General features: G+C 51.8%; 12 protein-coding genes. 9 read left to right on the top strand and 3 right to left on the bottom strand.

Going from position 1 to position 13,742, the window contains the following annotated elements:
* Positions 1-23 precede the first annotated feature (23 nt).
* From LWL52_RS11240 to pgl, 5 genes are all read left to right on the top strand, one after another.
* A complete protein-coding gene (locus LWL52_RS11240; protein WP_242919843.1) occupies positions 24-473 on the top strand; it encodes an RpiB/LacA/LacB family sugar-phosphate isomerase in 450 nt (149 codons plus the stop codon).
* Between the two features lie 12 nt (positions 474-485).
* Positions 486-1,601, top strand: a complete 1,116-nt coding sequence (gene tal / locus LWL52_RS11235; protein ID WP_242919841.1) for a transaldolase — start codon at positions 486-488, stop codon at positions 1,599-1,601.
* 59 nt (positions 1,602-1,660) lie between these two features.
* Complete coding sequence (gene gnd / locus LWL52_RS11230; protein WP_242919839.1) at positions 1,661-3,109, top strand: NADP-dependent phosphogluconate dehydrogenase; 1,449 nt, start codon at positions 1,661-1,663, stop codon at positions 3,107-3,109.
* A 206-nt stretch (positions 3,110-3,315) separates the two neighbouring features.
* Positions 3,316-4,863 carry a glucose-6-phosphate dehydrogenase gene (gene zwf / locus LWL52_RS11225; RefSeq protein WP_242919838.1) on the top strand — a complete coding sequence of 516 codons (1,548 nt, stop codon included), beginning with the start codon at positions 3,316-3,318 and terminating at the stop codon, positions 4,861-4,863.
* Positions 4,847-5,581: a 6-phosphogluconolactonase gene (gene pgl / locus LWL52_RS11220; RefSeq protein ID WP_242919837.1), complete on the top strand. Its 735-nt coding sequence runs from the start codon at positions 4,847-4,849 to the stop codon at positions 5,579-5,581. Before zwf ends, pgl begins: the two co-directional genes overlap by 17 nt.
* Positions 5,582-5,606: 25 nt before the next feature.
* Here pgl and LWL52_RS20660 read toward each other — a convergent pair whose 3' ends face one another.
* The 3 genes from LWL52_RS20660 to LWL52_RS11205 form a co-directional block, all read right to left on the bottom strand.
* Positions 5,607-6,416 (bottom strand): tRNA pseudouridine synthase A, encoded by an 810-nt coding sequence (locus LWL52_RS20660; RefSeq protein ID WP_242919836.1) that lies wholly within the window; start codon positions 6,414-6,416, stop codon positions 5,607-5,609.
* 61 nt (positions 6,417-6,477) lie between these two features.
* Positions 6,478-6,807: a hypothetical protein gene (locus LWL52_RS11210; protein WP_242919835.1), complete on the bottom strand. Its 330-nt coding sequence runs from the start codon at positions 6,805-6,807 to the stop codon at positions 6,478-6,480.
* A gap of 162 nt (positions 6,808-6,969) precedes the next feature.
* On the bottom strand, positions 6,970-7,992 hold the full coding sequence (locus tag LWL52_RS11205) for a class I SAM-dependent methyltransferase (protein ID WP_242919834.1): 1,023 nt from the start codon (positions 7,990-7,992) through the stop codon (positions 6,970-6,972).
* Between the two features lie 329 nt (positions 7,993-8,321).
* Here LWL52_RS11205 and LWL52_RS11200 point away from each other — a divergent pair, with 329 nt between their 5' ends.
* The 4 genes from LWL52_RS11200 (at position 8,322) to LWL52_RS11185 (ending at position 13,538) form a co-directional block, all read left to right on the top strand.
* Positions 8,322-9,863: an alpha-N-arabinofuranosidase gene (locus tag LWL52_RS11200; RefSeq protein WP_242919833.1), complete on the top strand. Its 1,542-nt coding sequence runs from the start codon at positions 8,322-8,324 to the stop codon at positions 9,861-9,863.
* Positions 9,864-10,303: 440 nt separating this feature from the next.
* Entirely contained in the window at positions 10,304-11,665 is a 1,362-nt protein-coding gene (locus LWL52_RS11195; protein WP_242919831.1) for a hypothetical protein, read from the top strand.
* Between the two features lie 5 nt (positions 11,666-11,670).
* Positions 11,671-12,084, top strand: a complete 414-nt coding sequence (locus LWL52_RS11190) for a hypothetical protein (RefSeq protein ID WP_242919829.1) — start codon at positions 11,671-11,673, stop codon at positions 12,082-12,084.
* Positions 12,085-12,086: 2 nt separating this feature from the next.
* Complete coding sequence (locus tag LWL52_RS11185; RefSeq protein ID WP_242919827.1) at positions 12,087-13,538, top strand: hypothetical protein; 1,452 nt, start codon at positions 12,087-12,089, stop codon at positions 13,536-13,538.
* Positions 13,539-13,742 lie beyond the last annotated feature (204 nt).

The following is a 13,742-nucleotide window of genomic DNA, read 5'->3' as shown; positions in this document are numbered from 1 at the left end:
GAAGAAATTATAAGTACTTTAAGATGAAAATAGGGATAGCAGCTGATCATGGCGGGTATGCGCTGAAAGAAATCATTCTTCCTTTCTTAAAAGAGCATGGGCATACCGTAACGGATTTTGGCGCATACAGCCTTAACAACCAGGATGATTATCCCGACTATATCGTGCCCCTGGCCAGGGCCGTAGCCAGCCAGGAAGTGGAACGCGGAATAGCGGTTTGTGGCAGCGGCGTGGGCGCGGCTATTGTGGCAAACAAGATCGCCGGGGTACGCGCAGCCCTGATCAACGATCATTTTTCGGCCCACCAGGGCGTGGAGGATGATGATATGAATTTGTTGTGCCTGGGTGGCCGCGTGACGGGCAACATGGCCGCCAAAGACTTAATTGTAGCCTATTTAAATGCGACGTTTACCGGGGCAGAGCGGCATCTGCGGAGATTGCAGAAAGTGCAGCAACTGGAACAAAACCATTAAACAATTTAAGACATGGAAAAGAACAAGGTTAAAAGTATACACGACTATGGACAGAGCATCTGGCTCGACTTTATAGACCGCAAGATCATGGATACCGGCGAACTGCAAAAGCTGATCACCGAAGATGGTGTGCGGGGCGTTACCTCCAACCCGGCCATTTTTGAAAAAGCTATTAGCAGCAGCTCCGATTACGATGCCGATATCAGGGAACTGAGTCAGGAGCAGGAAAACAACGAAGCGCTTTTTTATAGCCTGGCTGTGCGCGATATTAAACGGGCAGCCGATCTGTTTAAACCTGTTTTTGAAGAAGAAGTGCGGGGCGCTGACGGCTACATCAGCCTGGAAGTTTCGCCGCACCTGGCCCGCGATACCAAAGGAACGATACGGCAGGCGCGCCAGCTGTGGAAAGCGGTAGACCGTGAAAACGTCATGATCAAGATACCCGGTACCCCGGAAGGTATTCCGGCTATCCGCACCTGTATCAGCGAAGGGATCAATATCAACGTGACCCTGCTTTTTAGCCTAGACCGCTACAAGGAAGTGGCCGAAGCGTATATTGCCGGGCTGGAGGAGCGTGTAAACGCCAACAAGCCCATTGCCGGCATTGCTTCTGTCGCCAGTTTTTTCCTGAGCCGCATAGACGTGCTGATCGACCCGCAGCTAAAAGAAAAAGGCCTGGACCAACTGCAGGGCGAAGTTGCCATTGCTTCGGCTAAAAAAGCCTACCAGTTATATAAGGAGATCTTTGGCAGTGAGCGCTTTAAAAAGCTCGAAGCGAAGGGCGCCCGGCCACAGCGCCTGTTGTGGGCCAGCACCAGCAGTAAAAATCCGGCTTTCTCCGATACCAAGTATGTAGAAGCCCTCATCGGTCCGAACACCATCAACACCATCCCGCTGGAAACCCTGGAAGCGTTCCGCGACCATGGCAAGCTAGGCAATACACTGGAGCAGAACTTGGACAAAGCCGAGCAGGTGCTGGCGCAGCTGAAGCAGGCCGGCATTGACCTGGACGCTGTGACCCACCAACTGGAAGTGGAAGGGATCGAGAAGTTCAACAAGCCCTACGACCATTTGCTGGAGGCCATTGGCCTGCAACGTAAAAAAGCCCTGGCTGCAGGCAATTCCTGATAATGCCGCTGCAAAAGCCACGACATACTTCCATTATACTTCATGCAAACAGATATCGAATGAACCCCGAACAAAACAGTAGTGCCGCGAACGTTTTTGGTATGATTGGCCTGGGCACCATGGGCCGCAGTTTATTGCTCAACATGGCTGACCATGGCTTTGCCGTAGCCGGCTATGATAAAAATGCCGCTCAGGTGGCCATTCTGGAGCAGGAAGGGCAGCACGCCCCAGTAAGTGTTTTTTCTTCGCTGCCCGAATTTGTCGCCAGCCTCAAAAGTCCGCGAGCCATTATGATGCTGGTACCGGCCGGGCCCATTGTCGATAGCGTGATCGCGGAGATCCTGCCCTTGCTGGACAAAGGCGATATCCTGATAGATGGCGGAAACTCGCATTTTACCGATACCACCCGCCGCGACAAGGAACTGGCCGCCAAAGGCTTTCATTTCTTCGGGATGGGCATCTCGGGCGGTGAGGAAGGCGCCCGCCGGGGGCCAAGTATGATGCCGGGGGGCGACATTGAAGCCTATAAAGTTGTAAAACCGATTTTGGAAGCGGTGGCCGCCAAAGTGAACGGGGAGCCTTGCGTTACTTACATCGGGCCCGGTGCTGCCGGCCACTTTGTAAAGATGGTGCACAACGGCATCGAGTATGGCCTGATGCAGCTGATCGCGGAAACCTATGAGATCTTACGCAAAGGGATTCGGCTGGAAAATGAAGCGATCTACCAGGTATTTAAAACCTGGAACGAGGGCAGGCTACAGTCTTTCCTGCTCGAAATTACGCGCGATATCTTTTCCTACAAAGAATCCGGAGCCGATGGATATCTGGTAGACAGGCTGCTGGATGTAGCACGGTCCAAGGGCACTGGCAAATGGACCTCACAGGTAGCCATGGACCTGGAGTTGCCGATACCTTCTATTGATGCCGCAGTGGAAACGCGGGACCTGTCCAAGTATAAATCGCTGCGCGTGGAAGCCGCTTCGGTGTATGGGGCCGAACAACCCAACGGGTTTACCGCAGTAGAGCAACAACAACTGTTAACCCAGCTGGAGCAGGCGTTCTATTTCAGTATGGTAACCACTTATGCGCAGGGCATGCATTTACTGGCCAAAGCATCTGTGGCATTCGACTACCAGCTGCAGCTGGATCAGATAGCTAAAATATGGCGCGGCGGCTGCATTATACGGGCTGCGTTTCTGGAGAATATCTACAATGCTTACCAGCAAAACCCCACCCTGCAGCACCTGCTGCTCGACCCGCAGGTAGCACAACTGGTGCAGCAGGCGGTGCCGGGCATGCGCACTGTGGTAGCTACCGCTGCTATGTCGGGCGTGGCCATACCAGCGTATGCGGCCAGCCTGAGCTATTTTGATAACTTCCGGAATGCCACCATGCCGTCGAACCTGATTCAGGCACAACGGGATTATTTTGGTGCCCATACTTATGAACTGATCGGAAAAGAAGGGGTGTTCGTGCATACCAACTGGGTTCCGGATGCCATCGATTAAAGCAGGCAGCATCTGTTTAAATCCTGCTGCCTGGCTGCCTTCCTGGTGTGCCTGTTTAGCGGGCAACACCGGTGCAGGTGAAGCAATTAGGGCTTTCAGTCAATATTTCCTGCGGCCGGATTAGCCTGTAGAGTAGGTTAAACTGATTCTGTATACTTTCTTTGCACCCGGATTACCATCACATCAGCCGTATTTATACGTTTATTATGCCATCGATCAAAACAACCATAAAGGCGCAGCCCACCATTTTTGTCATCTTCGGAGGAACAGGTGATCTGAACTGGCGCAAGCTGGCTCCCGCCATCTACAACCTGTACCTGGAAAACAGCCTGCCCGAAAATTTTGCCATAATCGGCACGGGCCGCACCAAATTATCGGACGAGGAGTTCAGAGAAAAGCTGCTGGAAGGCATCAATAAATTTTCGCGCCGCGGCAAGGCCGATAAAAAAGATTGGGCGCAATTCTGCCACCATGTCTTCTACCAGATCTCCGATGTGCAGAAAGAAGAGACGTACACCGAGCTGAGAGGGCGCATCGAGAAACTGGCCAAAGACTGGAAGCAGGAACCGCAGGTGATCTATTACCTGGCCGTATCTCCCAACTTTTTCCCGGTTATTGCCCGCAACATTGCATCGCACAAGCTCTCCGAAAACGTGGATAATACCCGCCTGGTGTTCGAAAAACCGTTCGGCCACGACCTGGAGTCTTCCAAAGCTCTGAACCAGTTACTCGGGGAGCTTTTTGATGAGAAGCAGATCTACCGCATCGACCATTACCTGGGCAAGGAAACCGTGCAGAACATTATGGCGTTCCGCTTTGCCAACTCCCTCTTTGAGCCGCTTTGGAACCGCAACCACATTGAGCACGTGCAGATCTCGGTAACAGAACAACTGGGCGTGGGCGACCGTGGCGGTTACTACGAAGGAGCAGGCGCGCTGCGCGACATGGTGCAAAACCACCTGTTGCAGCTCCTGTGCCTGATTGCCATGGAAGCGCCTACCAACTTCGGGGCCGAAGAGGTACGCAACCGCAAGGTAGATGTGCTGCATGCCATGCGGCGCTTTTCCAAAGAGGAGGTCCGGTTAAATGCCGTGCGAGGCCAGTATGGCCAGGGATGGATCGAAGGGAAAGAAGTGCCCGGCTACCGCGAGGAGGAAGGCGTTGACCCTGATTCGAATACCGAGACCTTTGCGGCTGCCAAGTTCTTTATCGATAACTGGCGCTGGCAGGGAGTGCCGTTCTATGTGCGCACCGGCAAGCGCATGCACCAGACGGCCTCTGTTATTTCAATCCAGTTCAAGGATGTGCCCCACTTTATCTTCCCGCCGGAAACAACGGAAACCTGGCAGCAAAACAGGCTCGTTATCAGCATACAACCTGAGATGAGCATACGACTGCAGCTGCAGGCCAAGCGGCCGGGCCTGGAGATGGTACTCAATACCGTCGATATGGTCTTCGATTACAAAGGCACCTATGCGTTTGAAGCGCCGGAAGCTTACGAAACCCTGCTGCTCGATACCATGGTAGGAGACCAGACGCTGTTTATGCGGGCCGACCAGGTGGAAGCTGCCTGGGATTTGCTGATGCCGATCCTGAATGCCTGGCAAGCCAAGAAAAGCCTTAACTTCCCTAATTATTCAGCCGACTCCTGGGGCCCCGAAGTAGCAGAGGCCCTGATTGCGCGCGACGGCTTTCATTGGTTTTCGCTTCCGTTAAGCACTAAAAAATACACTAAGGATGGTGAACATATATAAAGACACAGAAGCCTTACTTACTGCAGTAGCGGATCTTTTTGTGGATGCTGCGCGGGAGGCGATCGCCGCCCGCGGACAGTTTAATGTCGCCCTTTCGGGTGGCAGCTCGCCCAAACAGCTGTATGAAAAGCTTGCCTCCCCGGCTTATAACTGGAAGGTGGATTGGAGCCGCGCATACTTCTTTTTTGGCGACGAGCGCTATGTGCCGGCTGATGATCCGGAAAGCAACGCCCTGATGGTGCAGCACGCCCTTTTCGGACCGCTGAACATCTCCCCAGAAAATATCTTCGCGGTGAATACCACCCTAGCCCCGCAGCAGGCTGCGCAGGAGTATATGCAACGCATTCTGCAGCACTTTAAGCGGCAGGAGATCCGGTTTGACCTGATGCTGCTTGGGCTGGGGAATGATGCGCATACGGCGTCGCTTTTTCCGGGTACCACCGTGCTGCAGGAGCAGGCCGTAGATGTGAAAGCAGTCTTGCTGCCGGATCAGAAAACCTACCGCCTCACGCTCACAGCGCCGCTCATCAACCTCTCGCACCAGATTGCCTTTTTAGTTTACGGCGCCGCAAAAGCCGAAGCTGTGCGGCACGTGCTGGAAGGAGAGCGCGATACCAGCCGGTACCCGGCCCAGCTTATCCGGCCAGACCAGGGGAAAGTAGATTGGTTTCTGGATGAAACGGCCGCAGCTCTATTGCCTGTGAAATATAAAGCCTGAGCCGGTGTTTCTACCTGGCTTCGGTTTAAACCGCTTGCCAGGAATGCGCCGCCTGGTTGGCAAGTATGGCCGCAAAATCGGTTCGTGGGGGCAGGTCCAGGTAGGGGTATGTCACCTTAGACAAGTATAAACCCTGCGGATGCGCGGGAATGATGGTAGGGGGAGTCTCTTTTGTGATGAGGTAACTCTCAAACTCTTCCAGGCTTATACTACCTGTTCCAACCAGCAGCAGCTTGCCGACAATGATACGGATCATGCGGCTCAGGAACCTGTTTGAGGAGATCTGAAACCGCAGCTTATCGCCGTTATGATCTGATAATAGGCGGGCAGCCGATACGTGGCAAATCGTGTGCTCGTACTGGGCCGGTGTTTTGCAGAAAGCCCTGTAATCATTGTATTGGGGTAGCAGGGCCACCGCATCCCGCATTGCGTCCAGGTCCAGGTTCTTTTCAAGGTATAGCGCGCTCAGCCCGCTCAGAAAAGGATCCTTGTAAGTATGGATGAAATAGTCGTAGCTTCTTTGCGTGGCGTCAAAACGGGCATGGGGCAGGCCCTGCATCGGAATGATGTCGTAGATGGCAATATCGGAAGGCAGTGCTTTGTTCAGCCGGAAAAAAAGGTCAAAATCCCATTCCTTTTCCACGTCCATATGGAAGTAGAACTGGCTGGCGTGTACCAGGGCATCGGTTCTGCCGCAGCCCACAATGGCAATGGGCTCCTTTAATATGCGGCTGAGACATGCCTCCAGCACCTGCTGCACATTTACAGCATCCGGGTGCCGCTGCCAGCCCCTGTAGTTGGTGCCGTTATAGCCAATATGTAAAAAGTATCTCACAATTCGTATTTGTTTGCGGCTAACCAGTGCCGTTCGCCTGTCTTGTAAAGGGGCCCCCGCCTTACCGGGTGCTGATCCGAAGGAAGCCTTTGGTGTAAACGCGTTTGTTTGTTGCCTCGTCGCAACCATACCATACATCTAGCACGTGCGTCGGCGTGGTATAAGTGGTTACAAATTCCTCTTTTCCAGCAATAATCTTGTAATCGGTTACCATCTCGTAACCATCTTTCAACGCTTTGTAGAACGCTTCATCATCATCAAACGTCTCCAGGTAATGGTTGTATACCTGGTGATATTTGTCTGTCACCAGTTCGTATAGCCGCTGCAGTTCCGAAGTTTCGAACTGCATATAGCCCTCCTCATCTTTTGTCCAGGCACCCTGTATTTCCATAACTGCTAAGGTAAGACATGCTGTGCAGAATCAGTTACGAAACGACTGAAGAAAAGTAAGATTGCCTGCCAAGTTTCGACAAGGTTTAGATAAGTATACGAATGGCGCAGTTTACCCCTGATAAGCTTTTGTCTTGCAAGGCCACTTTTGCAATGTATAAAATTATGTGCTGGCTGGTTGAGACTTTGCCGGGCGTAAAGCCTTGAATTTGGCCGCAATTTTGGGTGGTAAATTCAGAACGTATCGGATCCAGAAGTTCTCTGCCTTGCGCAGGAGCGTGTGGTAGGCCCCTGGCCGCAACAGTGCCCTTGTTCTGCGGGCATTCTCCAAAGGGCGCGTTGCCGGGCTTACTTCCGTGGCGGTGGCAAGGGCCCAGGCTACCCGTTTATAGTTTCCGCCATAGGTGGCCAGCCTATACTTTACTTCCAGCGGATGCAGCCCGTTCAGGAGCAAGGCATTTTTTAAGGAAGAGACAGTAAAGAAGTTGATATGCGTTACCGGGTCCTTTGTGATGGGAATCTCTTTCCATATCTCAAGGGGGACTTCAATGTAGAGAACGCCGTTCGGAGCTAGGCGGGAGCGAAGTTTCTGCAGGAACAGGGCCGGGTCGCTAACATGCTCCAGCACATGGCTACAGATAAGAATATCGAATCGGGCGTCAGCGGGCAGATCGTCCAGGGTGGCGCCAAGCCGTGTAATGCCTGGGTAAGGGTTTTGGTTAAAATCAACAACGGAGCAGGCATACCCGTTTGCCAGAAAAGGGCGCATCAGGCGGCCATCGCCACCCCCTACATCTAACACGCTCCGGGAAATTCCGGAATACTGCCTGGTGATCACCCGGTACATGAATTGCTCCCGTTTCCGGTCGAGCCGGAGCGCCCGTTGCGAGGGATTATGCAGGGCGCCGATCTCTTCGCGTTGGCCAAGGTACTGATATTTGGCTTGCAGGTCTTCGTTGGTAGGCCGGGGAGTATAACACATAAAACCGCAGTTATTGCAGTAAATAGCGGTGAGCGCAACATCCGGAGTGTTGGGAAACCAGAGTGTAAATAAGATCTGGCGCCGGAGACTTGAAAAGGAAGGCAGTGAATTAGTAGCTAACGCATCCTGCTGCCGGTAATGAAAGGTTTTAACTGTCTGCCAATCATGGGCATCACAGATCGGGCAATTAAAGTTGGAAACCATACGGGTAATATCAAAAAGGTATGACTGCTTACATATACGTTTAATAAAAAGGAGCGCATTAAATTATGCTACCATATTAAGTATGGCTTGTAAAGATTAGAGGGATATGAGCTGCGGCTGCATTTCTCCTGTGCAGCGTCCCGTGCAGTATGTGTTCGCAGGCCTCACTAACGCATTAAACTTGAGCCGAATAGAAGGGGGTAAAGCTGACATTATCTAAAATCTAAAATATTATATTTTAAATAAATTTTGTAGCTTATGCCTTCTGTTATCAGGATTGAAATCTATTCCGGAACAGGTTACCTCCAATAGCCACGAGCAAAACTGCCATGAAAAAGATTATTTTAAGCTGCCTGCTCACCCTGGGCGGATACGTATGCCAGGCACAAAACACAGCAACCCTGGATGCATCTACAAAAAATGCGCTGAAAATTAACCGCAATATCTATGGCCACTTTGCCGAGCACTTAGGGCGCAGCATTTACGGCGGCTTTTATGTGGGCGAGGATAACACCAAAATTCCGCATACCCGCGGTGTTCGTAACGATGTGGTTGCGGCCCTGAAAAAACTGCAGATCCCGAATCTGCGCTGGCCGGGCGGCTGCTTTGCCGATACTTATCACTGGAAGAACGGAATAGGCCCGAAAGAGGACCGGCCGACCCTGGTGAACGCCTGGTGGGGAGGGGTAACGGAAAACAACAGCTTTGGCACTCATGATTTTCTGGATATGTGTGAGCTGCTGGGTACCGAACCCTACCTGGCTGGCAATGTAGGCAGCGGATCGGTGCAGGAACTCATGGACTGGGTGCAATACACCAATTTTGACGGGGTGAGTCCCATGTCGGATCTGCGCCGCAAAAACGGCCGAAAGGAGCCCTGGAAGGTAACTTTCTGGGGCGTAGGCAATGAGCCCTGGGGCTGCGGTGGCAACATGACGGCCGACTATTATGCGGACCTGTACAGGCAAAACGCCACCTACCTCGGCAAAGGCTATCTGGAGAAAGGCATCATGCGGATCGCTTCCGGCCCATCTTCCGACAACTATACCTGGACGGAGGTGCTGATGAAGAAAATCCCACTCCATCTAATGGAAGGCTATGCCCTGCACCATTATGCCGTGATCAACTGGGATGCCAAAGGCCCTTCCACCACTTTTACTGAGCAGCAGTATTTTTCCACGATGAAGCAGGCCCTGTTCATGGATGAACTGATCCGCAAGCATGGCGCCATCATGGATAAATATGATCCGGAGAAAAAGGTAGCCCTGGTGGTGGATGAATGGGGAGGCTGGTATGACGTGGAGCCAGGCACCAATCCTGGTTTTTTATACCAGCAGAATACAATGCGTGATGCGATGATCGCCGGCGCCACCCTCAATATCTTTAACAACCACTGCGACCGGGTACGGATGGCAAACCTGGCCCAGACCATTAATGTGCTGCAGGCGGTTATACTTACCGAAGGGGAGAAATTGTTGCTCACGCCCACCTACCATGTAATGGAAATGTATAAAGTGCATCAGGATGCTACCTTGCTGCCCATACAACTTCAGAGTGCCAGTTATGAGGTAGGCGGAGAGAAACTGCCAGCTGTTTCCGTGTCGGCCTCCCGCGCCGAAAACGGCCTGACGCATGTCACGCTGGTTAATATAGATGCCCGCAAAGGCCAGCAGGTTTCCATCAACATAGCAGGAGGCAAGTATAAAACGGCAAAAGGAAGGATTCTTACCTCTGAAAAGCTCCAGGACTTTAATACGTTTGAAAAGCCGTCCAAAATCGAGCCACAGCCCTTTAAGGGAGCTAAACTGAAAGGCGATAACCTGAAAGTAGACCTGCCGCCCTTCTCTGTGGTGGTACTGGAGTTAACTTAAGCGCACCTTGTTTGTGCCGGCAGGCGCCTGCAGTATCAAAGACGGATCACCCTTAGGTAAAAAGATTTACTGTAGCCTTAAAAAGCCACCTTTCCTGCCGGAAGGTGGCTTTTTGCATACTGGAGGCGCACAACATCGGGTAGCATATCCGGCCTTCGGAGCAGCGATCGTTTCTGCGTTAGGCTATACTTGGTAGCTGTGGCTGCGCGATAGGAGGAAGGCGTTTTGCAAGGGCGTATTCCTTATTTTCAGCAATATATAATAGCCTGTGTATCTTATCGTTCAATATATCGTTCAAAGTATATTCTTATCAGTGCAATTGCTATTGCGTCTGCCGTTGCTTTTGGCAGGTTTTTACCTCTTTTTTTAGGCACGTTTTGTGCGCTAGAACCTTATTTACGTTTTCATAGTATTGCCCAACGGCTTTTAAAACTAACTGCATGCTTATAAAAAGGTTTGTGCGTAGCGCCTGTTTGCTACTGATTCCCATCCTATTGCTCTTATCCGGTTGCTACAAAAAGCAAAGTGCCGGCGAAGAAAATAACCCGGCTACCGCTACATCGGCACCGGAAAAGAAAACTGCTTCCAAAACACCTGCAAATTCTCCCGAAAAAGCTGCTCCGGCGAAGGTCAATGTGAACGTATACCTGGAGATCTCCAACGGTATGAAGGGCTTTATGCCGGCTCCGGCGGCCGGTAAAGAAGCCACTACCTTTCAGAACAATCTGGTAAAGCTGATCTCGGAAGTAGAAGATGGCCGCTACGTGGCTGACAAAGGTTTTTACCTGGCCAAAGAAGATGCCCGGAGCCGCCCGGTACTGGACAGCGTGTCGTACAATACCATAAAAAGCTACATCGTTAGTGGTATAAAGGATGATGTACGCGGTACGCCGCTACCGGCCATGCTGCAGGCGATTTTACAAAAGTCAATCGAGCAAGGAGCAGTCAGCGTGATCATCTCTGATTTTATACATGGCCCCGACCCACGTGACCAGGGACAGTTCCTTTCACTTGACGCTGACATCCGCAGCAGCCTGCGCGAGGCCGAGCACCAGGGATTGGCTGTGGCCATACTAGGCAACACCTCTGAGTTCTTCGGTAGCTACTACCCGGCCGTCAAAAAGCCGGAACTCAGACGCACGCTAAACGGCGAAGCAATACCATATTACATTTGGGTGATCGGTAAGCAGGAAGACGTGCAGGTGGTCACCAACAAGGTGCTGCGCAGCCTACCGGCGCAGCAGGCCTACTTTGGTTTTGAGTATAAGTCCATACCTTATTCCGCTTTATTAAAAGAAAAACAATTCAAGCCGGCCGGTGTGGTGTACTGCAGTAGCCGCAACGCCGATCCGTGTACAGAAGTGAGCCTGCAGCCGGAAAAGAATGAGCCGGTGGAATTTACCATTGGCCTGGACCTGAGCCGGCTGCCGCTGTCGATGCAAAGTATAGACTACCTGAAAAAGAACCTCAAAGTAACCAGCACGGGCAGCAGGCCAAATATTGTTTCGGTTACGGCAGCCGATGAAAGTATAAAAGCCACCCCAGACCTGGCAAAGTATACACATTTTGTTCGGGTGCGCGTACCTGAGCTTACGGCAAACTCCGGCACGATATCGGTGCAGTTGCCGCAGGTAACACCAAACTGGATTACGGCCTGGTCGACCGAAAACGACAACAACCCGGCCGCGGCGCAGAAAAAGACTTACCAGCTAACCAAAATCATAGACGGTGTTCAGGCGCTTTACCGCGACCAGAGCGACTTCGTCTTTAACGCAACCATACAATTTAACAAAGCAGACTAACAAGTATGATACAAAAGTTTTTTTCAGGACTCTACGAACTGGTTTTAGGCCGGCCTCTGCCTGCCAACTTTACCAACGACTACCGCGAGGTGGTGTTCCCCAATACCGGGCTGATGCTCTTTATCATCACCTTAGGCATCGTTGTACTTTATTACTATGTGCTGAACCGCGCTATGAGTACTGGATTGTACAAGCCGCGGCACTGGGTGATGTTCCTCATTCTAAATGCCATTATTCAATTCATCATTCCGATCACGCAGGTAACTGGCAACGAGATCGAGACGCACTCTTACACGTATATGTTCGCTTTTGTGAATGTGATATACAGCTTGATCCTTTTCTTCGTTTTCTCTATACTACTCAAAAGGGGCTCCGTGCAGGCATGGACAACTCCTATGAAATGGCCTAACAAAAAATAACTATGGCAAAACTTTTTGTATTCGGAATAGGTGGCACCGGTTCCCGCGTGATCCGCTCGCTGGTCATGCTCATGGCCGCAGGTGTCAAAATTCAGAACTGTGATAAAATAGTACCCATCATCATCGATCCCGACACGCAGAACGGGGACATGAACCGTACCGTGGAATTGCTTAAAACCTACAAGCACATCCATGACGCCCTGGGCCGCCGCGACGAAGGCTTCTTTCATACCGATATCAGCACACTCTCCAGCATTGCCGGCGATGGTACTTCCAAGATCCGCGACAGTTTTGTATATGATTTCGGTGGGATCAACAAACCCTTTAAAGACCATGTAGGCTATAACCAGCTCGATATCGAAAGCCAGGCGCTGATCGATTTGTTGTTCACGCCGGAGAACCTGAACAACAGCCTGGACGTGGGTTTCCGTGGCAGCCCGAACGTGGGCAGTGTGGTATTGAACGAGATCATCGACTCGCCGGAAATGCGCTTTTTTGCGTCCAACTTTCAGGCCGGTGACCGTATCTTCTTTGTGAGCTCGATCTTTGGTGGAACAGGCGCGGCCGGTTTCCCGCTGCTGCTCAAAAACTTCAAAGATTCGCGTACTTCGCTGCCGAATGCGGCTAGCTTAAATTATGCCCTGACAGGTGCGATGGTGGTGTTGCCATATTTCTCGCTGGAGCAACCTGCCGCCGGCGTAGAGGCGGATTTCATCGATTCGAACACCTTCACCACCAAGGCAAAAGACGCGCTCTCGTACTACCAGAACCACCTGAACGGGGTGAACGCGGTCTACTATATGGGTGACACGCCGGACAAACCAATGGAAAACAACCCGGGCCGTGCTAGCCAGAAAAACGACGCACACCTGGTAGAACTGCTGAGCGCGCTTGCGATCGTAGACTTCATGGATTACTCAGACAATGAGCTATCCGGCAACGAAGTATACCATGAGTACGGCCTGCGCGAAGACGTGAGCAACGTGCAGTTCTCGCACCTGGACAGCGAAACCCGCGATCGCATTGCCAAGCAACTGATCCGTTTCCATTACTTCGAGCGCTACTACGCCACGCACCTGCCACATGACTCGCAAGCCGCTTATGCCAAAGGCGTGGACCTGACGAGCGCGATCCGCAACGAGCCGGTGTTCAAGGAGCTGAACAAGTTCCTAACCCATCCGGAATTCGGCTATCAGTCGTGGCTGCGCGAGTTGAGCCGCAAGGAGCGTACTTTTGCTGCGCTCAACCTGAACGAAACGGACTTCAACCGCATGGTATCTGACAAGCAGATCGAAACGGGCTTCCTGAACAAGGGTATTAGCCAGGGAGCTTTCGTAAAAGAGCTTAACCGTGCTTCTGAATCCATCTCCGACCGCGACGCTTTCAAGGCCACCATCAAAGCCTTCGAAGCTGCAACCAATTCGCTGGTGGAGGAGAAGCTGAAGTATAGCTAAAAGGAACTGTCCCCTTGAGGGGACCACAGGGGTGTAATCATCGGGTTCTGCTGCGAGTTGAAGTACAAAGATTTACAACCGTACTTAACACCCCTATCGTCCCCTCAAGGGGACAGTTCCTGAAGAGGCTACAGCGCAAAGCCGTTGTCCAGGTGCACTAATGACGATTTTTTGTTTGAGCGGTCAGCGAGTTCAAAATCGTCT

Origin of the sequence: Pontibacter liquoris (assembly GCF_022758235.1) — a bacterium.
Classification (GTDB): domain Bacteria; phylum Bacteroidota; class Bacteroidia; order Cytophagales; family Hymenobacteraceae; genus Pontibacter; species Pontibacter liquoris.
Note: the sequence above shows the minus strand (reverse complement) of the source record. Positions and strands in the feature narration are given on the sequence as shown.